The organism is Streptomyces sp. NPDC037301, from assembly GCF_055602785.1.
In genome coordinates this window covers 232,228-255,504 of sequence record NZ_JBVJWD010000005.1, presented here as the reverse complement: position 1 = coordinate 255,504, position 23,277 = coordinate 232,228, and the positions used below count along the sequence as shown (strand labels likewise).

Sequence of the window (23,277 nt, the reverse complement as noted above, 5' to 3'; positions counted from 1 at the left end):
GCAGTCCGGTGATGATGCCGGAGGAGCGGCAGGCCCGGATCTCGGGTGTGTACGCGTCGAAGACGCCCTCGTTGTGGGTCTTGCGGAGACGGGTGTAGATCTCCCTGACCTCGGGGTCGGCCTCGTAGCCGTACGCGCTCAGAGCACCCTCGACCATCCGCCGGCCCCCGTTCGGCATGATGGCGCGCTTGAGCGGGGCGTCGGTCTGGAGCCCGACGATCAGATCGCGGTCGGCGTCGATGTAACCCGGCTCGAAGACATCGATCCGGGACGGAGTCTTCACGTCCACGTCGTGGATGCCGCGGGCGATCTCCTCCGGGAACATCGAAAGGAGCTTCTCCCAGACCGCGGTGGTCCGGGCAGTGGGGCCGGCGAGGAAGGGGCCGTCGCCCTCGTACGGGGTGTAGTTCTGCTGGACGAAGTCACGGACGTCGATCGCGTCGCGCCACAGCCCGCCCCTGAAGCCGTCCCAGGCCCCGTTGTCCGTCGTCGCCTCTGCCGCAGTCGCCGTCATGGCCCGCACCTTCCGAGATCGTCCGTGCGCCTCATCGCCGCTGCGTCCATTGCACTCCCGATTTCCGCAGTCCCGGGCCCGCAATGGTCCCTGTTGGAGGGCCCAAGGTCCCGTCAGATAACGGACCTGGTCCGGCACAGCTGTGCTGACCTGTGGTTTCTCCGAGGACTTTGGCCCCTCGTTCGCTTGTGAATGCTTTCACAAGAATTTCCCGACCCGCGCCCAGGGCGCGCCCCCCTGGGCGCCGCCGATCCTCGTCTGGTGTGCTGGACCCCATGCCCGGAATGACTGCCCGCAGCCGCGCCGAGAGACATCGCGCTTCGACCCCGCTGGAACTCTTCTTCGACCTCTGCTTCGTCGTCGCCGTGGCGCAGGCCGGCGGGCGGCTGCTGCATGCCGTCGCCGAGGGCCACGCCGCCACCGGAATCGTCAGCTACGCGGCTGTCTTCTTCGCGATCTGGTGGGCCTGGGTCAACTTCACCTGGTTCGCCTCGGCCTACGACACCGACGACCCGCTGTACCGCGTGGTCACGTTCGTCCAGATCACCGGTGTGCTCATCTTCGCCGCCGGGGTGCCGCGCGCCTTCGACGCGGGCGACTGGACAGTCGGCGTCGTCGGCTACGTCGTGATGCGGCTCGCCCTCACCAGCCAGTGGCTGCGCGCCGCGTACTGCACCCGGGGCGCCGAGCGGCGCGTCGCGCTGCGGTACGCCGTCGGGATCACCGTGGTGCAGCTGGGCTGGATCGGCATGCTGCTGCTGACCGACAACACGGGCGGAGCGCGTGCCGCAGTCTTCGTCGTGCTCGTGCTCGCCGAGATGTCCGTTCCGGCGATCGCCGAGCGCGACCGCCCGACGAGCTGGCATCCGCACCATATCGGTGAGCGGTACGGCCTGTTCACGATCATCGTGCTGGGCGAGACGATCGCGGCGGCCACGGTCGCGGTCCAGGAGGCGATGGACGAACACCAAGCGCTCGGTGAGCTGCTGCCGATCGCCGCGGGCGGGCTGCTGATCGTCTTCTCCGCCTGGTGGATCTATTTCGCCGTGCCGATCCATGACTACCTCCGCGGCAGCAGGGAAGCGTTCGTCTGGGGATACGGGCACTATCTGATCTTCGGCTCCGCGGCCGCGATCGGCTCGGGCATCGAGGTCGCGGTGGAGGAGGCCGTGGGCAAGGCCCATGTCTCGGACACAGTGGCCGCCGCCGCGGTGACCGTGCCCTCCGCACTCTTCCTGCTGACGGTGTGGGCGCTGCACACCCGCCACTTCAAACGCGATCTCGCGGAGCAACTGTCGCTTCCTGTGGCCGCGCTGGCCATCCTGGCCTGTACGTTCGCCGGAGGGTGGGCGGTGCTCGCGGCCGGCCTGGTGGCGGCGGTGACGGTGGCCGTGGGGATGGCACTGTCCCGACGGCCCGCTTGACGGGATGAGCACATGGGCGGTGCGCGATGAGTCGCGAGTGGCAAGTCGTAAGTGGTGGATCCAGTGAGGAGCGCGCAATGACGGAAGAACCACGGGAGCCGGCAGAGCACTCCGTAGCGCAGCGCACATCGCCCATATCGCCAGGGCCGCTCGACGCGCTGACCGATGTCACCGGGCTGCGCGTCGGCCATGCGCAGGTGGCGGGCGCGGGCGCACTGAGCGGCACCACCGTGGTTCTCGCCCCCGAGGGCGGTGCGATCGCGGCCGTCGACGTACGCGGCGGCGGCCCCGGCACTCGGGAGACGGACGCGCTCGATCCACGCAATCTGGTGCAGCGCGTGGATGCCGTCGTCCTGACGGGCGGCAGCGCGTACGGCCTGGATGCGGCGTCCGGCGTGATGGCCTGGCTGGAGGAACAGGGGCGCGGGGTGCGGGTCGGCCCCGATCCGGCGCAAGTGGTGCCGGTGGTCCCCGCCGCATGCATCTTCGACCTGGGGCGGGGCGGTGACTGGCGGGCCCGTCCGGATGCCTCGACCGGCCGCGCGGCGGTGGAGGACGCGGCGGGTACGGAGCCGGGGGCGCCTGTCGTCGAGGGAGGTGCCGGCGCCGGTACGGGCGCGGTCGCCGGGCAGCTCAAGGGCGGGGTGGGCACGGCGAGCGTGCGGCTGGCGTCCGGAATCACGGTGGGCGCGCTCGTCGTGGTGAACGCGGCAGGTTCGGTCGTCGATCCGCATACCGGAGTGCTGTACGGGGAGTACGGCGCCGCGGAACCGCCGGTGTACCCCGCACCCGAGGTCCACCGGGCGGCGCAGCAGCGCCTGGCCGAGGCGCGGGAGGCGAACGCGCGACCCCCGCTCAACACCACGCTCGCCGTCGTCGCCACGGACGCCGATCTCACCCGGGCCCAGGCGCAGAAGCTCGCGGGTACGGCGCACGACGGACTGGCGCGCGCCGTCCGCCCCGTACATCTGCTGACCGACGGGGACACCGTTTTCGCGCTGGCCACCGGCGCCCGGCCACTGGATCCGCAGAACCCGATCGCGCTCAACGAACTGCTGGCGGCCGGTGCGGACGCCCTGACCCGTGCCATCGTGAAGGCCGTCCGCGCAGCTCGGAGCATCAACGACCGCCCCGGCGGCGGCAGCTATCCCGCGTACAGCGATCTCTACGGCGCACGCGGGCACCCCTCACGGCAGTCGCCGCACAGCCACCCGGACCCCGACTCGCCTCCCGGGTGAGGAAGTTCGGACGAACCGCCAGGAACCATCTGCGTGTGTCATACGTTTTCCTGAACCCCGGTCACGATGTCAGACCCAGGGACTACGTTAAGCACGCACCAAGTAACACGCGGCGACGGCCTGGAGACAGCACCTTGAGCGATCCGTACGAGACAACCGAGCAGCACCTCGAGCGACTCCTGCGACGGGCACTCAACTCTTTCGACCTGCCCGACAGTACGGTCGAGAGACTCGGTACCGCACTCGCCCACAGCAGTTCCCTGCACTCCTCGCACCACAGTTCCGCACTTCACCGCGAGACCTACCGGCATACGTATCTGCTGTCCGACGGCACCCCCTTCACCCTGTGGGAGCTGGTGCACGGAGGTCCGCGGAGCACGAGGGGCCCGCGGCCGGGGACGGAGCCCGACCTCCGGCACCACGAGCTGTACGACGACGAGGCCGATATCCACATCGCCGCTGCCCGGCTGACCGGCGGCTTCGGTGAGGTCCCGGTGTTCGGGGACGACGGGCCGCATGCCGACCTGGAGATACTCACGGTTCTGATGACGGCTCCCCCGGTCCCGCTGCCCCGGATGTACGCCCCGGACAATTCCGCCGACCACGCCCGCCGCGTCCTGCGCCGCGCGGAGAACAGCGACGGCCCCGGCGAGGAGACCGCCCGGCTGCTGCGCGCCGCCTTCGCCCACCACATCACCCAGGTCTTCGGCCGACAGTGCCGGGTGGACGGGCGGGACGCCGGATTCACGCTCTACGAGCACGCCTTCCTGCTTCTCGACGGCAGCGAGACGAGCCTGTGGGAGGTCGAGCACACGGCCACGCCGGACGGCCGCCACATGTGCGAGGTGTACGGCGACGAGGACGCCGCACGCGGAGCCATGGAGAGCCGCACACGCATCTGCTGACCGTGGGGGAGGGCGTGGACCCACGCCCTCCCCCGCACACGCAGGTGCCCGCACCCCCGAGGGGTGCGGGCATCGTCGTGCTTCAGGTCATCACGGCGTCAGCGCGGGCTCCTTGCCGAGCTCGACCTCGGGCTCGGCAACGGTGTCCATGCCCTCGTCGCCGCCCTCCACGTGCTGCCGCGGCCGCGCGGGCAACGCGAACATCACCAGGAAGATCACTGCGAGCACCCCTGCCACCCACCAGAGCGAGTGCTGGAACGCCTCCGCGAACGCCGGGCCCACCTCCTGCGGCGCCAGCCGGTCACCGATCGAGCCGAAGAAGACGACCGAGACCAGTCCGAGCCCGAGCGCATTGCCCATCTGCTGCACGGTGTTGATCAGCCCGGAGGCCGAACCCGAGTGCTCCTTCGGCACCTCGGACAGCACCGCGTCCGTCAGCGGGGCCACGATCAGGCCCATGCCGGTGCCCATGACCACCAGCGGCAGGGCCATCTGCCAGGACGTGATGCCCATGCCGTACCGGTCGGACTCCCAGATGTAGAGCAGCAGGCCGGCGACCATCAGCAGTGCGCCCGCCTGGAGGACCTTGCGGCCGAAGCGGGGCACCAGCTTCTGTACGGAGATCCCGGCGGCGAACGAGACGGCGACCGAGAACGGGATACCGGTCGTACCGGCCCGCAGCGCGCTCCAGCCGAGACCCATCTGCATGTAGAGCGTCCAGACCAGGAAGAAGATGCCGAGGCCGATGCCGAAGGTCAGCTGCACTGCGATGCCCGCCGCGAAGCTCTTGACCCGGAACAGCGACAGCTCGACCAGCGGCGAACCGTCCTTGCGCGCCTTTTCCCGCTCGAACACCACCAGGACCAGGAACACCAGGAGGCTGCCGGCCATCGACACATAGCCCCAGACCGGCCAGCCCAGCTCGCGCCCGCGGGTGAGCGGGTAGATCAGCATCAGCAGCCCCAGCGTCACCAGGGCGACACCGACGAGGTCGAGCCGGAGCGCCTTGGGGGCCTTGGACTCGGTGATGAACTTCCGCCCCAGGATCAGGCCCGCGATGCCGACCGGCAGGTTGATCAGGAAGATCGGACGCCACTCGAGACCGGCGATGTTCCACTCGGTGAGCAGCGCGCCCAGCAGCGGTCCCGAGACGGCGCCGAGACCGACTATCGCGCCGAAGAGGCCGAAGACCTTTCCGCGCTCGTGCGCCGGGAAGGTGGCGTGCACGATCGACAGCACCTGCGGAACCATCAGCGCGGCGGTGCCGCCCTGGAGGATGCGGGAGGCGACCAGCATCTCCGGGTTCGCGGCGAAGCCGCAGAGCGCGGAGGCCAGTGTGAAGCCGCCGATGCCGATGAGGAACAGCCGCTTGCGGCCGTAGATGTCGCCCAGCCGGCCGCCGGTGATCAGCCCGGCCGCGAAGGCCAGTGCGTATCCGGCGGTGATCCACTGGATCGAGCTGAACGAGGCGCCGGTGTCCCGCCGGATGCTCGGGATGGCGATGTTGACGATCGTGACGTCGACCAGGTCCATGAAGGCCGCGGTCATCACGATGGCGAGCGCGAGCCAGCGTCGCCGGTCCGACGGGTCCGAGGACACCGTGGGCCCGGATGCCGTGGACGGCAGAGATGCGGAAGAAGTCATATGAAGAAGCTAGACAGCCATTAGGTCAGGTTATGACCCAATGGATGGGCATGCTGATGAGATGACCGACACCCCGGCACGAGGCTGAGCCCATGACCGACACCCCGGCACGACTGCTGAATCTGCTGTCGCTCCTCCAGACGCCCCGCGAGTGGCCGGGCAGCGAGCTAGCCGAACGGCTCGACGTCAGCCCGCGCACCATCCGCCGCGACATCGACCGGCTCCGTGAGCTCGGTTATCCGGTCGAGGCCTCGCGCGGATCGGTCGGCGGCTACCGCCTCGTCGCGGGCACCGCCATGCCGCCGCTGCTCCTCGACGACGAGGAGGCGGTGGCCATCGCGGTGGGCCTGCGGGCGGGTGCCGGCCATGCCATCGAGGGGGTCGACGAGGCGTCCGTACGGGCTCTGGCGAAGCTGGAGCAGGTACTGCCGTCGCGGTTGCGGCACCGGGTCTCGACCCTGCAGAACGCGACGATGCCGCTGACCCGCGGCGACGGCTCGACGATCGATCCGCACACACTGACGGTGATGGCGGCGGCGGTCACCGGGCAGGAGCGACTGCGGTTCGCCTACCGTGCGGGCGACGGCGCCGAGACGAAGCGGCAGGCCGAGCCGTACCGACTGGTGAGCACGGGGTGGCGCTGGTATCTCGTCGCGTACGACCTGGGGCGCGAGGACTGGCGTACGTTCCGGGTCGACCGGGTCAGCGAGCCGTTCGCGACCGGGGCCCGGTTCACACCGCGCGAGCTTCCGACGGGTGATGCGGCGGAGTTCCTCAGCAGCTCCATCGCCCGGCGGCAGCCGGAGCTGGCGGTCGATGTGAGCTTCGCGGCCCCGGCGGACTTCGTGTCCGCGCGGCTGCCGGCCTCGATCGGCCCATTGGAGCGGACCAGCGAGAACAGCTGCCGGCTGCGGGCGGCCCTGTCGGACTCACTGGAGTGGGTGGCGCTCCGACTGGCGCTGGTGGACTGCGAGTTCACCGCGCACGAGCCACCACAGCTGGTGGAGTACCTGAGCCATCTGGGCGCCCGACTGACCCGAGCGACAGCACACTGACACGTCGCCCCGCCCGAACGACGACCGACCCGGCCGACACCGAACGCGCAAAAGGCCTGCCTCCACCGAACGCGCAAAAAGAATGAGCCCCGGCGCCAGGGGGGGGTGGGCGCCGGGACTCAGTTCAGGGGGTCACACGAAGCGACCTATTTCGGAGGTTACCGGACGAGGGCTCACGCCGCAGCGTCAAAACCCGTGTCGTGGGCCATTCGCTTCAGTTCGAGCAGCGCGTGCTTCTCGATCTGGCGGATCCGCTCACGGGTCAGCCCGTGCTGCTTGCCCACCTCGGTGAGGGTCCGCTCGCGGCCGTCCTCGATGCCGTACCGCATACGGATGATCGATGCGGTGCGGTTGTCGAGCTTGCCGATCAGGTCCTCCAGCTCCTCGCTGCGCAGCAGCGTCATCACCGACTGCTCGGGCGACACCGCGGAGGTGTCCTCCAGCAGGTCACCGAACTGCGTCTCGCCCTCGTCGTCCACGGACATGTTGAGGCTGACCGGGTCACGGGCCCAGTCCAGGACGTCGCCCACGCGCTCCGGCGTGGAGTCCAGCTCGGCGGCTATCTCCGTGTGCTCCGGCTCGCGCCCGTGCTCACGGTTGAACTCGCGCTGCACCCGTCGGATCCGGCCGAGCTCCTCCACCAGGTGGACGGGGAGCCGGATCGTACGGGACTGGTCGGCTATGGACCGGGTGATGGCCTGACGGATCCACCACGTCGCATACGTGGAGAACTTGAAGCCCTTGGCGTAGTCGAACTTCTCGACCGCGCGCACCAGACCCGCATTGCCCTCCTGGATCAGGTCGAGCAGGGGCAGACCGGCCCGCGGATAGCGGCGGGCGACGGCAACGACGAGCCGGAGGTTGGAACGGATGAATATGTCCTTGGCGCGCTCGCCCTCGGCGACCAGCGCCTCCAGCTCCTCGCGCGTGGCTCCACCGGCTTCGCTCTCCACCGCACCGTCGAGAATCTGCCGCGCGTAAACACCCGCCTCGACGGTTTGCGACAGCTCGACCTCCTTTGCGGCATCGAGCAGCGGCGTACGCGCGATCTCGTCCAGGTACATGCCGACCAGGTCGCGATCGGCGATCTCTCCGCTCGAGGCGCGAACACTGCTTGCCCGGCTGGTCCCGCCGGTGGCGGACGAACGACGGGCGACGGCACGGGTTGCCATGCGTGCTCCCTTGCTGAGTAGGTCGCGACACCCTCTCGGGTGCCCTGCATCCGATGGAAACAACGACTGGAATCCGGACAGAATTCCCATGCCTGGCATTCATTTTCGCGATCATGCAGTACCCTGTGCCGCCGCGAAGGGAGTGCACATGCCGAGCATCCAGACAGAAGTGCAGGTCAGGCCGGGCATCGAAGGCGATTTGATGGCGCTCACGGACATCTACAACCATTACGTACGTGAGACCGCGCTCACATTCGATACGGCCCCCTTTACACCCGAACAGCGGCTGCCGTGGCTTCGTTCCCATCCTGAAGACGGCCCGCACCGTCTTCTGGTTGCTCGGGATGTCCGCATTGTCGGCCCCGCCTCGATCCTGGGGTACGCCACCAGCAGCGCTTTCCGCCCCAAGGCGGCGTACGCGACCTCGGTCGAGGTGAGCGTGTACTGCGCCCCGTGGGCCACCGGCCGGGGCATCGGCACGCTCCTCTACTCATCGCTGTTCGAGGCGCTCGCCGGCGAGGACCTGCATCGCGCGTACGCGGGCATCACCCAGCCCAACGACGCCTCGGCCCGGCTGCACGAGCGCTTCGGTTTCCGCCATGTCGGTACGTACGCCGAGGTGGGCCGGAAGTTCGGCACGTACTGGGACGTGGCCTGGTACGAGAAGCGGCTGGGGCCACAGTCCTAGGGCCCGGCCCGGTCGCGGCCTAGGTCCACGGCCCGTTACGCACCGCGGGCGCCGCGCCTAGCGTGCTGCCGTATGGACGACACGACGAGCAGGCCCGGCACAACCAGCAGGGACGGCACACCCGACACGACCACCGGTGCCACCGGTGCCACCGACGACACCACAGGCACGCTCGACGAGGCGCTGGAACGTCTCCACACCGCGGGCCCCGAACGGAACGGCTGGCTGAGCAATCACGGCCCGATGGCCGTCGAGGCGCTGGTCCGGCACGGTCAGGCACCGGCTGTCCACCGGTGGCTCGACCACTACAGCCACAAGCTGGAGGACATGCCGGACACCGCGTCCCGGGTGACCACGGAGAACTGGCGCGAGGCCCTGGGCGACCCGCGCCGGATCGCGGACTGGACTGTGTACTTCGAGCGGGAGACGGCCGAGCGCCCCTGGCGGGACGTCCTGACCGAGTGGTGGCCACGACTGCTGCCCGGCATCGCGGCGGGCGCCACCCACCCCGTGATCCGGGTCGGCCACTCCGTACGCACCCTGCTCGCCGGCGAGGCGAGCGCGCCCCGGATCACCGAGCTCGCCCACGGCCTCGGCTACTGGGCCGCCCGCCACCAGCGGCTTGCCACGCTGACACCGTCGGCGCCCGCACCGAGCGCCGCGGCCGCGCTGGACGCCGTACCGCCGGTGCCCGAGCAGAGCGGCGGCATCCGGGAGCGGCTGGCACAGCTCACCGCGCTCCCGGTGTGGCCGCAGCGGTTCACCGACGACCCGGACGAGGCGCGGGCCCGGCTGGAGGAACTGGTGCGGGCCGCGACCCACCGCTATGCCACGCACGGGCACGGCGAACCGATCATGCTGGTGCATGCCGCGACCGCACCCAATGCCGTGCTGCGCACGCTGCCCGCGCTCCCCCGCGCGCTGTGGGTGCCGAGCCTGGAGGCCGCCTGGGCGGCGAGCGCCGCGGTCACCGCCGCGTACGGCCCGGCCGAGCCGGCCCCGTACACACCGGCGACAGCGTCCGCCGAGGAGCTCTTCGCACGGGCGGCGGCGCACGGCGACGATCACACCATCAAGTTCACGGACACCGCACTGGACATCGGCGATGCGACGGCCCTCGCCGCCGCACTCCGCTCGATCGAGCTGAACCCGCCGACCCTGTGACAGGACCTTGGACAGAGCTCAGCCGAACTGCACCGACCGCTTCGCGAGTCCCATCCAGAAACCGTCGATGACGCTGCGGCCCCGGTCCAGCTCGCCCTCCGAGGCGCCGAGCGTCACGAAGAGCGGCGCGAAGTGCTCGGTCCGCGGGTGGGCCAGCCGGCCGGCCGGGGACTTGTGCTCGAAGTCCACAAGCGCGTCGATGTCCTGCGCCTGGAGCGCCCGGTTCCCCCAGTCGTCGAACTCCGCCGACCAGCCGGGGGTGCCGCCGCCCGCATGCCGCAGGGCGGCCAGGTTGTGGGTGAAGAAGCCGCTGCCGACGATCAGGACACCCTCGTCGCGCAGCGGTGCGAGCTTGCGCCCGATGCCCATCAGCTTCTGCGGGTCCAGCGTCGGCATGGAGATCTGGAGTACGGGGATGTCGGCACCGGGGAACATCTCGACCAGCGGGACGTACGCCCCGTGGTCGAGCCCGCGGTCCGGGATGTCCTGGACCGGCGTACCGGCTCCGCGCAGCAGTTTGCGTACGTTCTCCGCCAGCGCCGGGGCGCCCGGGGCGGCGTACCGCACCTGGTAGTAGCGCTCGGGGAAGCCCCAGAAGTCGTAGACGAGCGGGACGGTCTCCGTCGCACCGAGGGCGAGCGGGGCCTCCTCCCAGTGCGCGGAGACCATCAGGATCGCGCGGGGGCGGGGCAACTGCGCGGACCAGGCGGCCAGTTCGCCGGGCCAGACCGGGTCGTCGGCCAGCGGCGGTGCGCCGTGGGAGAGATAGAGGGCGGGCATGCGCTCCGCGGTGACAGTCATGGCACTCCCCATCCGCTGCTGATCGAGGTAAGTCTTTTACAGGTCTCTTTGAAAAGGAATGGTTCTTTAATCTTCAAGCTCCTACCTCCCGAGACCTTAGCTCTATCTAGTTAAACTTTCAAGAAAAGGTCGTACAGTGGAGTACATGACCACGGCATCCCCCGGCGAGCCCCGCTGGCTCTCCGACGAAGAGCAGAGCGTCTGGCGTGCGTATCTGCACGCCACCACGCTCATGGAGGACCACCTCGACCGCCAGCTGCAGCGCGATGCCGGCATGCCGCACATCTATTACGGACTGCTCGTCCAGCTCTCCCAGGCGCCCCGCCGCCGGAAGCGGATGACCGAGCTCGCCAAGGACGCCAAGATCACCCGCTCCCGGCTCTCGCATGCCGTCGCGCGGCTGGAGAGGAGCGGCTGGGTACGCCGCGAGGACTGCCCGTCCGACAAGCGCGGCCAGAACGCGGTCCTCACCGACGAGGGCTACGAGATGCTCCGGCGGTCCGCGCCGGGCCATGTCAGCGCCGTACGCCAGGCGATGTTCGACCGGCTCACACCCGAGCAGATGCGCTCGCTCGGCGAGATCATGCAGGTCGTCGCCACCGGACTGCAGCCGGAAGGCACGGACGCGGACCTGCCCTGGCTGCGCTGAGCAGTCGTCGAACACGGCTCTGCCCCGGTTCCGTCGAGCGGAACCGGGGCAGAGCCGTGTTCACATCACTTCACGTCACGCGTTACGCGACCCGCGTCTGTGTTCAGTCCTCAGTGGGCGACGACCGGGACCTTGAACTCGTCCTCGACACCGTGGGCGTCACCCGAACCGGAGGTTCCGGTCGCCGCGGTCACCGAGGGACGCCCGGCGTTGATGAAGGTCACCGCGATCGCGGAGGCCACCACCAGGATGCCGACGGCCCACCAGATTGCACCGGTGAAGCCGTGCACCATCGACTGGAGCTTCAGCAGCTCCGGGTCGGTGGCGCCGAGTGCGGCGTGCGAGGTGGCGTACGCCGTCGCGGCCGACGCGGCGATGGTGTTCAGCAGCGCCGTACCGATCGCGCCGCCCACCTGCTGCGAGGTGTTGACCATCGCGGAGGCGACACCCGAGTCCCTCAGCTCGACACCGTGCGTGGCCAGCGACATGGCCGGCATGAACGCCGTACCCATGCCGAGCCCCAGCAGGAGCTGTGCGGGCAGGATGAGCGTGGTGTAGGAGGAGCCGATCTCCAGCTGCGTCAGCAGCAGCATGCCGACGGCAGCGGTCAGGAAGCCGGGGCCCATGAGCTTGCGCGCCGGAACCCGGGTCATCAGCCGGGCACCGATCTGCGTCGAGCCGGTGATCATGCCCGCGATCATCGGGAGGAAGGCGAAGCCCGTCCTGATCGGCGAGTAGCCCTTCACGACCTGCAGGTAGTACGTCAGGAAGAGGAACAGCCCGAACATCGCGATGATGGCCAGACCCAGCGAGAGGTAGACGCCACCGCGGTTGCGGTCCAGCACGACGCGCAGCGGCAGCAGCGGCGACTTGACCCGGGCCTCGGTCAGGACGAATGCCAGGAGCAGCACACCGGACGCGACGAACATGCCGATGGTCAGCGCGTCCGACCAGCCGGCGGACTCGGCGCGGGTGAATCCGTACACCAGAGAGACCAGACCCAGCGCGGACAGAACGACGCCCGGAATGTCGAGCGACGATCGGTTACGGCTGCCGGCCGGCTCACGGATCACGAAGTACGCGCCCGCGGCTGCGACGATCGCGAACGGGATGTTGACGAAGAACGTCCAGCGCCAGTTCAGCGCCTGGGTGAGGAAGCCGCCGAGGATCAGGCCGACGGCGCCACCGCCACCGGCGATCGCACCGTAGATGCCGAACGCCTTGGCGCGCTCCTTGGCATCGGTGAACATCACGGCGAGCAGGGACAGGGCCGCGGGGGCGAGCAGCGCGCCGAAGACACCCTGGAGCGCGCGCGAACCGAAGAGCATGCCCTGGTTCTGCGCCGCACCACCGAGTGCGGAGGCCAGTGCGAAGCCGATCAGGCCGACGACAAAGGTCCGCTTACGACCCCAGAGGTCGGCGATCCGGCCCCCGAAGAGCAGGAGGCCACCGAAGGCGAGGGCGTAGGCCGTGATGACCCACTGCTTGTTGGCATCGGAAATACCCAGGGCCGTCTGGGCGTGCGGCAGCGCGATGTTCACGATCGTGGCATCGAGCACGACCATCAGCTGCGCAAGGGCGATGAACGCCAGCGCTTTCCAGCGACTGGGGTCCGGGAGTCGTATATCGGCTGTTTTTGACATGGAGGTATCCACCTAAGGACGCGCGCGGGCGCGCGAAGTCGTGAACCGAGAGGTCGGTGAACGGGCAGTCGGTCGAGGACGGTCGGCGAGACGACCGTCGGCGAAAGGGAGCGCGGCGAAAGGGAAGGGATGGTCAAGGCGTGGCGGGCGCGCCAACGGGCACCCGGCTCAGGGGCCCGGTGCGGGCGTCATGGCCGGCGCCGCAGATCCTCCAAGGTCGCAGCCGTTCCGGGCAGTCGGGACCGGGCCGGAGCCTCCAGCCCGTCCAGGAACAGCTGTAGATGGCGGTGGGTGAACCGGTCGATGTCCAGGCAGCCGGTGCCGGGCAGTGGCCGGGTGAGCTGGGAGAGGGCGACCAGCACGTCACCGACGGCGATGTCGGTACGCAGGCGCCCCGCGGACATGGCGCGCGCCACGAGCCCTTCGACGGCCTCCTCGAGGCGCCGACGCTCGGCGAGCAATTCGGGATGGTCCCTGTCGAAGCCGCCGGACAGCATCGGACACAGCGCCCCGATCCGTTCCTCGGCCGCCGCGTGCACAAAGCGGCTGAGCGCGGCGAAGGGATCGGCCTCTTCGGCCGTCGCCTCCTCCGCACGGTCGGTGGTGCGGGAGGTGACCGAGAGCACGACCTCGTGCGTCAGCGCGGCCCGGTCGGGGAAGTTCCGGTAGAGCGTGGCGTTGCCGACGCCGGCGCGGCGGGCGACCTCGTCGAGCGGCACATCCGGCCCGAACTCGACGAACATCTCGCGCGCGGCCGTCACGATCCGCTCCCGGTTGCGCAGTGCGTCGGCCCGCGGACGGGTCGTCCGGGGCTGCACTGCTCCCGTTGCGGTGCGGGTGACGGTATCCACGACGGCTGCCCCTACCTTCCGGCTCTTCCGGCCCTCATGACGACGCTGTTGGCACTGCGACGCTCTTCGTTCTTCATGGCGCCCCCTTCCCGTAACCGGGGACCGCCTCCCCGCTTTCGCGTGGACACAGGTTCAAACGGGGAAAGGATCCCCGGTTATTTCCCACCACAATGTGACCTGAGCCACACCCCCGGAACGGGAAAACCAACCGATCGGCGCACCCAACGAGCGGTGCCGCACCACCCGTCACAGGCTGATCCGCAGAGGGCAGTCGGGGTCGGCCGGCTGCCGCGGACCCCGAGGCGCCTATATGCAGAAGACCCGCCACCGGATACGCAGGCACCGCCACCCGATCGCTCTCGGCTCGGCAACAGCCCTGGTCATTGCCGCAACGACCACGGCCAGCAGCAATCTCCCGATACCCAGCGGGGCCTCGGCCGGCCCGGTGACCGCGGCCCGTGCGGCGGGGATCGCCCCGTGCCGGATACCGGTGACCATGGGCGTACAGATGTCGGAAGGCATACCGACTCCGGCGGGCTACGCCCGCTCCACGGGCAGAATTCACGCCCTCAACCTGATGATCGACTTCCCGGACGCGCCGGGCCCCGAGCCGGCGATGGACCGATACGCCGAATTCTTTCCGCAGACCACCAAGTGGTTCCGGACCGGTTCGTACGGGCGACTCACCTACATCCCCGACGCTCCCGTGAAGTCCTGGCTGAGGATGCCACTGCCGTTCTCCGAGTACGGGATAGACCGCGGATCACCGTACGAGCCGGGCTACCACCGCCTCGCCGAGGACATAGTCGCCGCAGCCGACCCGAAGGTCGACTTCAGTACGTACGACCTGGTCAACATCCTGGTCACCCCGAACGCCGGCCCCTCCGCCCTGGACACCGTCCTGTCCGTGACGTTCTCCGGCAATGACGACGCCCCGCACGCGGACGGTGTCCCGCTCACCAACGCGTCCTTCATCTACAGCCGCCAGGACGACGGCTCCGGGTCGTACGCACAGACCGGATACCGCGTCCTGCCGCACGAGAACGGCCATATCTTCGGCCTTCCCGACCTCTACACCCTGGAGGGCGGCGGCTCGGTAGGGCACTGGGACATCATGTCCGAGGACTGGGGGGTCAACAACGATCTGCTGGGCTGGCACAAGTGGAAGCTCGGCTGGCTGGACAGCAAGCAGATCAGCTGCGCCTCCAAGCCCGGCACCAGCGACCACGTCCTGGAACCGCTGGCCACCAAGGGCGGCACGAAGCTGGCGTTCATACCGCTGAGCAGTGAGTCCGGCTACGCGGTGGAGGTACGGACCCGAGCGGGCAACGACCAGGCGGTCTGCCGGCCCGGCGTGCTGATCTACAAGGTGAGCTCGGACGTCGACACCGGTCAGGGACCGGTGTCCGTGGCGGACAGCACCAAGAACAGCAACGGCTGCACCCGACTGCCCAATGTGCACTCCGACCTCTCCGACGCCCCCTACGAGCCGGGCGAGACCTTCGCCGACCGGGCCAGTGGGATACGCATATCCGTGATCGACAAAGACGACAAGGGGGACTACCGCGTCCGGATCACCCGCCCCTGACCACAATGATCACTCGCCCCGACCGCCTGTGATCACTCTCTCCCGCCCAACGGCGTCCATTCGTCCGACCGCCCGCGATCACTCGCCCGACCGCCCGTGATCACTCGCCCCCGGCCGCCCGCCGCACTTCCGCCTCGACAGGCCCGCGCAACTCCCGCTTGAGGATCTTCCCGGTCGGATTCCGGGGCAGCGGTTCATCGCGTACGAGCACATGGGCCGGGACCTTGAACGCGGCCAGACTCCGCCCGACGTGCGCCCGCAACTCCTCGACCGTAACCGTGGCACCGGCCCGCAGCCGGACGACGGCGGCGACCTCCTCGCCCAGGACCGGGTGCGCCACCCCCAGCACCGCCGCGTCCTCGACGTCCGGGTGGTCGTGCAGCGCCGCCTCGACCTCCACGCAGTACACGTTCTCACCGCCGCGGATCACCATGTCCTTGATCCGGTCGACGACGCTGACCCGCCCCGCGCGCACCACCGCGAGATCACCGGTCCGGAACCAGCCGTCGGTGAACGCCTGCGCGGTCGCCGCCTCGTCCCGCCAGTAGCCGCGGACCAGGGACTGGCCGCGCAGCCACAGCTCACCGACCTCGCCCTCGGGCAGAGCCTCGCCCGCAGGACCGGCGATCCGCACCTCGGTGGTGGGCGTCGGACGGCCGACGCTGCCGGGATGGAGCCGGTATTCGGCGCCGAAGTTCGCCAGGACACCACCGCTGGTCTCGGTCAGGCCGTAGCCGTTGCGGGGCTCGATCCGGTCGCCGTGGCGGGCGGTCAGCTGCGCGACGAGGTCGGGCGGGGCGGCGGCCCCGCCGGTGTTCAGCATCTGGAGGCTCTCCAGGCCGTCGCCCGCGTGCTCGGCCGCGGCGAGCAACTGGAGCGCGGTCGCCGGGACGCCCGCGTAGTGCGTGACGCGGTGCTCATGGATCAGCCGCAGCGCCTCCTCGGCATCCCACCTCCGCATCAGGACGAGCGTGCCGCCCGCCGCCATGGCCGCGTAGAAACCGGTGAACGCGGCGACATGGAAGAACGGGAACGTCAGCAGCGACACCGGGGCGGGCCCCTGCCCCGGGATGATCCCGCGCCCGAGCATGGAGGCGGCCGCGTGGTACCGCGGGTTGAGTGCGGCCCCCACCTGGGCGAGATGCGTGGCGACCGCGCCTTTGGGCCGGCCGGTGGTGCCGGAGGTGTAGATGATCGTCGCGTCGTCCTCGGGCCGGATCTCCACCTCGGGGGGCGCGGCGAGCGGATCGGGCGCGGGCAGGTCCTCGTACCGCTCGACGCCGTCCGGAACCGCCCCCTCCTCGTGGAAGACGACCACGCGCGCCCCGCTCTTCGCCGCCCACCCGGCGACCCTGGGCAGACGCTCGCCGTCCACCAGGAGCACCCTCGGCTCGGAGTCGTCCAGCGCGTACGTGAACTCGTCCTCGGTCCACCAGGCATTGAGCGGTACGGCAACCAGACCGGCCAGCTGCGCGGCCCAGAAGGCGATCTGCCACTCCGGGTGGTTACGCATCGCGACGACGGCCCGGTCACCCCGGCGGAGCCCGTACGCCCCGGTCATCCGGCACGCCAGCGCGGACGCGGCGGCGAAGAACTCTGCGTAGGAGTAGCCGCGCTCCCCCGCGATCAGGAACGGCCGGTCCCCGAAGGCCCAGGTGGCCTCCACGAACTCACGGAGCGTCCTGGGCCCGTCCGCGTACACGAGCGAGCCCGCGTGCACCCCGTCCTCCACCCGCACCACGGCGAACGGGGCTCCCGGACCGGTGAGCGCGGCTTCGATACGAACGACGGCCTCCGCGGCGGCGGCCTCCGCGGCAGTGGTCGATGCCCGGGCGTCCGGGTCGGGGGTGGCGGGGGTCGGGTCGGTGTGCGGCACGAACGACCTCTCTAAGCGCTTGCTCAGTACATTCGCGACGGTATGCCCGCCCCCGCCCCTCGTCAAGACAACCGTCCGGCCCCCGTCTCCCCCTGACCGAGAACCCGTCCGACGAGGTTCAAACGGAATCATCCGGACGAGGCGTGAGTGCACCATGAGACGGCACCCGAACGACATGGGCGAAGTCCTCGGGCACTCCGGTCCGCTCCATCCCGTCGTCGTCGCGGTAGCGCCATTCGAACGGCAGGCCGTGCGCGGTCATGACATCGGGACCGTCCATGAGCTGGAAGTGCAGGTGCGGCTCGGAGGAGTTTCCGGAGTTTCCGCACTCGGCGATCTCCTGACCGCCCGTCACCCGGTCGCCCACAGCCACCCGGAGGGAGCCACGCCGCAGATGGGCACAGCCCGCGTACACACCGTTCCCCAGGTCCAGCAGGATGTAGTTCCCCAGGAGGTGGCAGGGCCACCCCAGACTGCGAACGAATCCCTCCACGAAGAGGTAGGCGAAGCCGGGCAGGGACGTCCGGGACAGATGGTCGCGCTGCCTGCTCGCGGTCGCCACGACGACCCCATCGCCCGGTGCCAGCACCGGCATGCCGAAGGCGGGATAGAGCCGGGGACGCCGCCCGAACGGCCAGAGCCGGCGGAATGGCGGCGCCGCCGGTGAGTCCGCTTCGCCCTGGGACGGGTCGTACTTCAGGTCGACGGCGTATGTCTGCGCGTGGCTGTGCACATGGCTGGGGACCTTCGTGCCGGGACCATTGAGCACCATCCAGCGACCGGCTACGGGCACCTGTACCGGCACCGGCACCGGCCCCCGGGGCGGACCCTGGCTGCGCGCCAGGATCCAGCGCATGAGCCCACCGACGGCGAGCAGCGCGACGCCGGTGTACCAGAGAGGGCCCAGGCCCTGATTGTTCACCAGGATGCACAGCGCCCCGGCACCGAAGATCAGGCCGTGCCGCTTCCACAGTTCCAACAGCAATGCGCACCCCATCCGTAAGCCGCTTGCGGCACCTCAGTTGACGACGCGTCCGGCCACACAGGTGCGTGCTGGACTCACGGCGATTCCGCCGAGAACGTCGACCCAACCTGCTGGCACACCCCTATCTACTTTACCTTCCATTGACTATCGCTTTGCAGTAACCGGACATTCTTCGCGACAGGAAGAGGCCCCCCGAAAGGCCAGGAGTCGAATCCCCACCCCCCGGTACAGGCCGCACCCACCCGCTACACTGTTCGCGGCGGCCCGGCCCTCACCGGCTGGACCACCACAACCCTGTCGGCAGTCCATCTGAAGTCCACCGCCCACCCGGGCCGGATTCCAGACACGTTTTCCGACAGATCCCCGCCTTCGTAGCTCAGGGGATAGAGCACCGCTCTCCTAAAGCGGGTGTCGCAGGTTCGAATCCTGCCGGGGGCACAACGCTCAGGGCCAGTTCAGGGGGCTAATCCCTCTGAACTGGCCCTTAGCCGTGATCGCGGCCGTGCCACTCACGTGCCACAAAGTCCACTAAGAGTCCGCGTCCCCCTGACGCTGACGGATCATGGCTCCCAGTCGATCAGCAATGGCGCGGTCCCGGTCAGCGGTCATGTGCTGATAGATCAACGCCGCCCGCGCGGTGCTGTGCCCCATGCGTGTCATCAGCTCACGCGTGCTCGCCCCGGCCGCGACCAAGGTGTTTCCCGTGTGCCGCAGATCGTGGAAGTGGACATCGGCAGCGATGCCCGCATCCTTGCGCGCCTTGATCCAGTCGTCCCGGAAGTTGCTGCGCCGCAGCTGTCCGCCCTGGGGGCCGAGGAAGACGTGGCCGTCGCGACCGGCACCCGCGTAGCGCTCCAGGTGCTCGATGACGTCGGCCAGGATCTCATCCGGGAAGGCGACGGGGCGGACGCCGGCCGCCGACTTCGGAGCCTTGTCGAAGAGCCTGCCGTTCTGCATCTCTGCTTGGGCACGCTGCACCAGGACCACGCGCCCCGTGGTGTCGATGTCGCGGCGGCGCAGGGAGGCCAGCTCACCGAAGCGCAGCGTGGTGAAGGCTGCGAGCAGGACGAGCAGCCGGTATCGGGGAGCGATGGCATCGGCAGCGGCGTATACCTCCGCCACGGTCAACACCGGCCGCTCGGGCACGTCGTAGCGGTCGGCGCCCTTGACCCGGCACGGGTTACGGCGGATCAGCTCGTCATCGACGGCCGTGTTCATGATGGCGCGGAGGATCTGATACGCCTTGACGACGGTCGGCTCTCCGACCCCGGCCGCGAGCAGCTGGCCACGCCAGGCCCGGACGCGGGACGTGGTGATGTCGGCCAGAGATCCCGAACCGAACGTCGGCGTGATGTGCAGCCGGATCACTGCCTCGTTCCGTTCCCTGCTGCGGTCGGCCAGCTTGCGGTCCCGCAGCCAGGCATCGGCGTACTCGGTGAAGGGGACAGCTCCCTTGTCCGGGTCCTCCCACTGGCCGCGTGAGATGTCCGCCTCGATATGCGTCAGCGCGACTTCCGCGTCGGTTTTGGTCGCGTAGGTCTGCTCGGCACCGCGGAGCTGTCTTGTCGCAGGGTCTCGGTATCGAGCCTGCCAGCGGCCGGACCGCAGTTGCCGAACCGACCCAAAGCGCCGGCGGTAGCCTTTCTTGTTGGCCATCAGGCAGCCCTCCGCAGTCCGGCCCGTCGGATCGTCACCGGCTCCACGGTGTTGGCTGTGATGAAGGCCGCTACGGCGGTCTCAGGGATGCGGACGTGGCGGCCGACCTTGACGAAGGTGATCCGGCGTTCCTCGATCAGTCGCCGGGGGAACCGGACGGTGGTGCCGAGGAGTTCGGCCACCTGGTCAACGCTGAGCAGACGTTCCATGCTCACCATTCCCCCATGGTGTCGAGTGCTTCGAGTTCGGCGCGGTGTTCGCGGACGGTTTCGCGGTTGTGCTGGATGTCGCGGCGGATATTGGCGGCGAGCCATGATTCGCCGGGGGTATGGCCGTGCCCGGCGTAGACCCAGTGGGCGACGACGAGCGTGGTTGCTTCGGGATGGTCGTCAGGGTTGGGCAGGCCCAGGGCGGCGCGTTGCTGGTCGGCTCGGTAGTCGGCACGACCTGTCGCAGGGCACCAAGGGTGGTGGAGTAACGGCGGGACTTGGTGGAGAAGTGGCCGCGGAAGCCGAGCATGTGAGCCCACTGCCACAGGCGCCGGTCGGGATAGGCCGGGTCGAGGTCCCAGCAGGCGCGGATGAGGCGGCGGGTGTGGTCGGGCAGATCGGGCAGCTTGTCGAGTTCGGCGAGTTCGCCGATGCGCCGGTCGACGGTGCCGGTGGTCTCGGCGGCTTTGGTGGCGTATTTGGCGACGTAGGAGGCGACGGCCTGTTCGGTGAGGTCTTCGCCATTACCGAAGGCGCTGATGGGCTGGACATCGAGCTGGGTGCCCCAGCGCAGGACGCGGGCAGGGTGGTCCCCTACGGCGGGCAGGGTGATTGCGGCGCGGGCGGCGGCAGCGCGTAAGGCGTCGGTGAGCAGGTCGAGGGTGGCCCAGGCCGGGGGCGGGGAATCGGGGCCGTCGGGTCCGTCGAAGCGGATCACGGCGTGGAAGTGGATGGCCCCGCGCTTTTGGTACTCGGCGACCTTGCCGTAGGAGACGCGGAGCTGTTCCTTCAGTTCGCGCTGAGTGATTCCGGCGCGGGCTGCGAGTTCCCGCGGCAGGTAGATCGTGACGTAACGCCACAGGTGCCCGGCGTGGTTGTTCCACAGGACCGCGCCCGCGTAGTCGACCAGCCGGACGACACGCGACCGGATGCCCCGAGGGGAAGCCGAGCACTATCGGGAACGGGCGCTGGCACTGGGTGTTCCCGCATCGGCGATCCTTGTTGAGCCCAACGCGCGCAACACCGGTCAGAACATCAACTTCTCCCGCGAACTGCTTACAGAGCGCGGCATCGACGTGTCGTCTGTCCTGCTCGTGAGCAAGCCGTACGAGGAGCGGCGAGCCTACGCGACAGCCCGCAGGCTCTGGCCGGAAGTCGAGATCGTCAGCGCGTCAGCACCCATGACGCTTTCGGAGTACATCGACTCCATCAAGGACCCACGTCTCGTGCTGGACATGCTTGTGGGGGCACAGCAGCGGCTGCTGATCTATCCGGAGCAAGGATTCATGATCAGGCAGGAGGTGCCGGACTCCGTAACCGCGGCCTACGAGCGCCTGTGTTCTGAGGGGTTCACGAGTCGCCTCGTGCCGACGCATTAAGGGCGCCATGGGCCATGTGTGGGCCAGGCGCCTTCGTACAGGCCCGCCTTGAAGCGTATTCGCAGGTCAGAGGCGGTGAATTCGCTTCATCCGCAGCGCTCTTGAAAACCGTCGTGGCAGCGATGTCACCGTGGGTTCAAATCCCACACCCACCGCCCAGGTCAGCGTAGGTGCTGGTCAGAAGGGGTGTCTCTCACTGAGAGACACCCCTTCTGTGTTCACCCTGTCTCACCCCGGATCGGGTGTGTACCGGGTCTGACCAGCGCGTGTGGCCAACCTGCGGCCAACCCTCTTGGGCTGGCCTACTGGCCTGGCTCCGCCAGTGCGTCATCGATCAGTCGGTTCGACGCCTGCTGGTGATCGCGCAGGATCTTGGCGTAGAACTTCCAGAGGACGGCCGGCGTGTGCCCCGCGCGGCGGGCAACTTCCACGGGATCAACGCCTGCCTTGATCCACAGGGACACTCCAGCGTGCCGGAACGAGTAGGGAACATCGGCCAGCGGCGTTTCGACTTCGTCGGCCGACAGCGCCACCTGTCGGGCGGCCTGCCAGACCTCGGTGTACTCGTTCGAGCCGATCCGCCCGCCGCGCACTGCGCGGAACAATCGCCCGTCATCGCTGACGCCGTACTGGTTGAGGTGGAGCCGCAGCAGAGCCACGAGAACCGGGGGAATGGGCACGGAACGGGTGCTGCGTCGGGCTCGCCGCTTGAGCCCCCGTTCCTCGTACGACTTGCCGTCGTCCGTCCAGCCGGACCCGACTTCCACCGGCGGCCCGCCCCCTCCGTCTCAGTTTCCATCTCAGTTCACCTCCGGACGTCGGCGTTCATCGCCGTTCACCGCATCATGCAGATTCACCGCGGCGACTGCGCCATGGCGGTGGCGTGGACCAAGCCCATCGACGAGAGCACGCCCAGGCGCGGATGCATCGACGTTGGGGCGTGCCTCTTGCGTGTATCCGCGGGGCTTCCGGCAGAACGCGATTCGTACGCCGATGCTGAGGTGATCTCCGAGACCACGCATGGGGTGTTGCCTCCCGCTTATGAGTAGGGGCGTCTCTCACAGTACTGACCTGCCCGGCCGTCGCCGCCTCGTCGGTTACTCGCCCTTGGCCTTGGCCTCGATCAAACAGCGCGGACGCGTAGGGATTGCTCCGATTTACTGAAACCGCCGCGTGTCGACCGGGCGTGACGATCGGTCGGCTGCCCACGGGACAGGCTCGCCCTTGGGATCGACTTGAAATTCCCCAAAGGCAAGGAGCACATACATGAGTCCTGACCACAGGACGGGAGCCCGGCTGGGACCTTTGCCCGGTCGAGGCAAGTGGCGGGCCAGCGGCACGCTCGCCTCGCTCGCGCTGGTCCTGGCGGCCGGGGTGGCCAGTCCGGCCGCGGCCATGGCTCAGAACATGGATGAACGCGTGAGCGCGTCGAACCAAATCGACGCCACAGGCGACAGGTGCGAGGACGGAAAGCACAAGAAGAAGCCGAAGTCCGGCAGGGACGCATGCAAGGGAGCAACAGGTCCGACAGGGCCCATGGGGCCGCAGGGTGACCCGGGTACGCCCGGCGACCCAGGGCCGACAGGTCCGACTGGCCCGCAGGGCGACCCGGGTCCGACGGGCGAGCAGGGTGACCCTGGTGCGACCGGCCCGACGGGTCCGACAGGAGCAACCGGGCTGACCGGAGCAACCGGCTCGGCAGGTACGACCGGAACAACAGGCGCCACCGGTCCGACGGGCCCGACAGGAGCAACCGGGCTGACCGGAGCAACCGGCTCGGCAGGTACGACCGGAACAACAGGCGCCACCGGTCCGACGGGCCCGACAGGAGCAACC

At 69.2% G+C, this 23,277-nt stretch carries 19 protein-coding genes, 1 tRNA gene and 2 pseudogenes; 10 read left to right on the top strand and 12 right to left on the bottom strand.

Translation table 11 applies throughout. The annotated features are described in order from the left end of the window. On the bottom strand, positions 1-514 hold a 514-nt coding region (locus ACZ7IB_RS11790), incomplete at its 3' end, for a pyruvate formate lyase family protein (RefSeq protein ID WP_470911657.1). A gap of 275 nt (positions 515-789) precedes the next feature. Between ACZ7IB_RS11790 and ACZ7IB_RS11785 the strand changes: the two genes are divergently transcribed. The 3 genes from ACZ7IB_RS11785 to ACZ7IB_RS11775 all read left to right on the top strand — a co-directional run bounded on the left by ACZ7IB_RS11785 (position 790) and on the right by ACZ7IB_RS11775 (position 4,081). Next, positions 790-1,938 carry a low temperature requirement protein A gene (locus tag ACZ7IB_RS11785; RefSeq protein WP_470911656.1) on the top strand — a complete coding sequence of 383 codons (1,149 nt, stop codon included), beginning with the start codon at positions 790-792 and terminating at the stop codon, positions 1,936-1,938. A 77-nt stretch (positions 1,939-2,015) separates the two neighbouring features. Further along, positions 2,016-3,176, top strand: a complete 1,161-nt coding sequence (locus ACZ7IB_RS11780; RefSeq protein ID WP_470911654.1) for a P1 family peptidase — start codon at positions 2,016-2,018, stop codon at positions 3,174-3,176. Positions 3,177-3,310: 134 nt separating this feature from the next. Further along, a complete protein-coding gene (locus ACZ7IB_RS11775; protein WP_470911653.1) occupies positions 3,311-4,081 on the top strand; it encodes a DUF6227 family protein in 771 nt (256 codons plus the stop codon). A 90-nt stretch (positions 4,082-4,171) separates the two neighbouring features. On the opposite strand, the gene ACZ7IB_RS11770 is transcribed toward ACZ7IB_RS11775, so the two are convergent. After that, a complete protein-coding gene (locus tag ACZ7IB_RS11770) occupies positions 4,172-5,725 on the bottom strand; it encodes an MFS transporter (RefSeq protein ID WP_470911650.1) in 1,554 nt (517 codons plus the stop codon). Between the two features lie 92 nt (positions 5,726-5,817). Here ACZ7IB_RS11770 and ACZ7IB_RS11765 point away from each other — a divergent pair, with 92 nt between their 5' ends. Continuing rightward, positions 5,818-6,780: a helix-turn-helix transcriptional regulator gene (locus ACZ7IB_RS11765; protein ID WP_470911646.1), complete on the top strand. Its 963-nt coding sequence runs from the start codon at positions 5,818-5,820 to the stop codon at positions 6,778-6,780. 173 nt (positions 6,781-6,953) lie between these two features. Here the strand turns inward: ACZ7IB_RS11765 and ACZ7IB_RS11760 are convergent, their stop codons facing one another. Beyond that, the gene (locus ACZ7IB_RS11760; protein WP_266360847.1) at positions 6,954-7,952 is read right to left on the bottom strand and encodes a sigma-70 family RNA polymerase sigma factor; all 999 of its coding nucleotides are present in this window, start codon (positions 7,950-7,952) and stop codon (positions 6,954-6,956) included. A 148-nt stretch (positions 7,953-8,100) separates the two neighbouring features. On the opposite strand from ACZ7IB_RS11760, the gene ACZ7IB_RS11755 reads away from it, so the two are divergent. Both ACZ7IB_RS11755 and ACZ7IB_RS11750 read left to right on the top strand, forming a co-directional pair. Continuing rightward, positions 8,101-8,640 carry a GNAT family N-acetyltransferase gene (locus tag ACZ7IB_RS11755; protein ID WP_470911643.1) on the top strand — a complete coding sequence of 180 codons (540 nt, stop codon included), beginning with the start codon at positions 8,101-8,103 and terminating at the stop codon, positions 8,638-8,640. A gap of 72 nt (positions 8,641-8,712) precedes the next feature. Further along, on the top strand, positions 8,713-9,804 hold the full coding sequence (locus ACZ7IB_RS11750) for a questin oxidase family protein (RefSeq protein ID WP_470911641.1): 1,092 nt from the start codon (positions 8,713-8,715) through the stop codon (positions 9,802-9,804). A gap of 18 nt (positions 9,805-9,822) precedes the next feature. Here ACZ7IB_RS11750 and ACZ7IB_RS11745 read toward each other — a convergent pair whose 3' ends face one another. Further along, entirely contained in the window at positions 9,823-10,605 is a 783-nt protein-coding gene (locus tag ACZ7IB_RS11745) for a dioxygenase family protein (protein ID WP_470911637.1), read from the bottom strand. A 136-nt stretch (positions 10,606-10,741) separates the two neighbouring features. Here ACZ7IB_RS11745 and ACZ7IB_RS11740 point away from each other — a divergent pair, with 136 nt between their 5' ends. After that, a complete protein-coding gene (locus tag ACZ7IB_RS11740) occupies positions 10,742-11,254 on the top strand; it encodes a MarR family winged helix-turn-helix transcriptional regulator (protein ID WP_470911634.1) in 513 nt (170 codons plus the stop codon). Positions 11,255-11,364: 110 nt separating this feature from the next. Here ACZ7IB_RS11740 and ACZ7IB_RS11735 read toward each other — a convergent pair whose 3' ends face one another. Then, on the bottom strand, positions 11,365-12,897 hold the full coding sequence (locus ACZ7IB_RS11735; protein ID WP_470911631.1) for an MFS transporter: 1,533 nt from the start codon (positions 12,895-12,897) through the stop codon (positions 11,365-11,367). A gap of 188 nt (positions 12,898-13,085) precedes the next feature. Then, positions 13,086-13,748 carry a TetR/AcrR family transcriptional regulator gene (locus ACZ7IB_RS11730; protein ID WP_470911628.1) on the bottom strand — a complete coding sequence of 221 codons (663 nt, stop codon included), beginning with the start codon at positions 13,746-13,748 and terminating at the stop codon, positions 13,086-13,088. A gap of 310 nt (positions 13,749-14,058) precedes the next feature. Between ACZ7IB_RS11730 and ACZ7IB_RS11725 the strand changes: the two genes are divergently transcribed. Further along, positions 14,059-15,336: a M6 family metalloprotease domain-containing protein gene (locus ACZ7IB_RS11725; protein ID WP_470911626.1), complete on the top strand. Its 1,278-nt coding sequence runs from the start codon at positions 14,059-14,061 to the stop codon at positions 15,334-15,336. A gap of 100 nt (positions 15,337-15,436) precedes the next feature. Here ACZ7IB_RS11725 and ACZ7IB_RS11720 read toward each other — a convergent pair whose 3' ends face one another. Both ACZ7IB_RS11720 and ACZ7IB_RS11715 read right to left on the bottom strand, forming a co-directional pair. Then, entirely contained in the window at positions 15,437-17,212 is a 1,776-nt protein-coding gene (locus tag ACZ7IB_RS11720) for a class I adenylate-forming enzyme family protein (RefSeq protein ID WP_470911623.1), read from the bottom strand. A 118-nt stretch (positions 17,213-17,330) separates the two neighbouring features. After that, positions 17,331-18,197 carry a M23 family metallopeptidase gene (locus ACZ7IB_RS11715; RefSeq protein ID WP_470911621.1) on the bottom strand — a complete coding sequence of 289 codons (867 nt, stop codon included), beginning with the start codon at positions 18,195-18,197 and terminating at the stop codon, positions 17,331-17,333. 365 nt (positions 18,198-18,562) lie between these two features. Here ACZ7IB_RS11715 and ACZ7IB_RS11710 point away from each other — a divergent pair. Next, a tRNA-Arg gene (locus ACZ7IB_RS11710) sits at positions 18,563-18,635 on the top strand. Between the two features lie 90 nt (positions 18,636-18,725). On the opposite strand, the gene ACZ7IB_RS11705 is transcribed toward ACZ7IB_RS11710, so the two are convergent. From ACZ7IB_RS11705 to ACZ7IB_RS11695, 3 genes and pseudogenes are all read right to left on the bottom strand, one after another. After that, positions 18,726-19,853: a tyrosine-type recombinase/integrase gene (locus ACZ7IB_RS11705; protein ID WP_470911619.1), complete on the bottom strand. Its 1,128-nt coding sequence runs from the start codon at positions 19,851-19,853 to the stop codon at positions 18,726-18,728. Continuing rightward, positions 19,853-20,071 (bottom strand): excisionase family DNA-binding protein, encoded by a 219-nt coding sequence (locus ACZ7IB_RS11700; RefSeq protein WP_470911618.1) that lies wholly within the window; start codon positions 20,069-20,071, stop codon positions 19,853-19,855. Before ACZ7IB_RS11700 ends, ACZ7IB_RS11705 begins: the two co-directional genes overlap by 1 nt. Next, positions 20,065-20,966: pseudogene (locus ACZ7IB_RS11695) on the bottom strand (replication initiator); the annotation flags it as partial. The gene ACZ7IB_RS11700 and the pseudogene ACZ7IB_RS11695, both read right to left, overlap by 7 nt. On the opposite strand from ACZ7IB_RS11695, the pseudogene ACZ7IB_RS11690 reads away from it, so the two are divergent. Next, a pseudogene (locus ACZ7IB_RS11690) lies at positions 20,965-21,441 on the top strand (YdcF family protein); the annotation flags it as partial. The pseudogenes ACZ7IB_RS11695 and ACZ7IB_RS11690 sit on opposite strands and share 2 nt — an antisense overlap. Positions 21,442-21,743: 302 nt before the next feature. Here the strand turns inward: ACZ7IB_RS11690 and ACZ7IB_RS11685 are convergent. Then, on the bottom strand, positions 21,744-22,208 hold the full coding sequence (locus tag ACZ7IB_RS11685; RefSeq protein WP_470911617.1) for a hypothetical protein: 465 nt from the start codon (positions 22,206-22,208) through the stop codon (positions 21,744-21,746). Between the last annotated feature and the right edge of the window lie 1,069 nt (positions 22,209-23,277).

Coding starts and splice junctions, on each gene's coding strand:
- ACZ7IB_RS11765 (WP_470911646.1), top strand. CDS start 5,818: ATGACCGACACCCCGGCACGACTGCTGAATCTGCTGTCGCTCCTCCAG.
- ACZ7IB_RS11725 (WP_470911626.1), top strand. CDS start 14,059: ATGCAGAAGACCCGCCACCGGATACGCAGGCACCGCCACCCGATCGCT.
- ACZ7IB_RS11785 (WP_470911656.1), top strand. CDS start 790: ATGCCCGGAATGACTGCCCGCAGCCGCGCCGAGAGACATCGCGCTTCG.
- ACZ7IB_RS11705 (WP_470911619.1), bottom strand. CDS start 19,853: ATGGCCAACAAGAAAGGCTACCGCCGGCGCTTTGGGTCGGTTCGGCAA.
- ACZ7IB_RS11760 (WP_266360847.1), bottom strand. CDS start 7,952: ATGGCAACCCGTGCCGTCGCCCGTCGTTCGTCCGCCACCGGCGGGACC.
- ACZ7IB_RS11735 (WP_470911631.1), bottom strand. CDS start 12,897: ATGTCAAAAACAGCCGATATACGACTCCCGGACCCCAGTCGCTGGAAA.
- ACZ7IB_RS11770 (WP_470911650.1), bottom strand. CDS start 5,725: ATGACTTCTTCCGCATCTCTGCCGTCCACGGCATCCGGGCCCACGGTG.
- ACZ7IB_RS11750 (WP_470911641.1), top strand. CDS start 8,713: ATGGACGACACGACGAGCAGGCCCGGCACAACCAGCAGGGACGGCACA.
- ACZ7IB_RS11780 (WP_470911654.1), top strand. CDS start 2,016: ATGACGGAAGAACCACGGGAGCCGGCAGAGCACTCCGTAGCGCAGCGC.
- ACZ7IB_RS11700 (WP_470911618.1), bottom strand. CDS start 20,071: ATGGTGAGCATGGAACGTCTGCTCAGCGTTGACCAGGTGGCCGAACTC.
- ACZ7IB_RS11745 (WP_470911637.1), bottom strand. CDS start 10,605: ATGACTGTCACCGCGGAGCGCATGCCCGCCCTCTATCTCTCCCACGGC.
- ACZ7IB_RS11755 (WP_470911643.1), top strand. CDS start 8,101: ATGCCGAGCATCCAGACAGAAGTGCAGGTCAGGCCGGGCATCGAAGGC.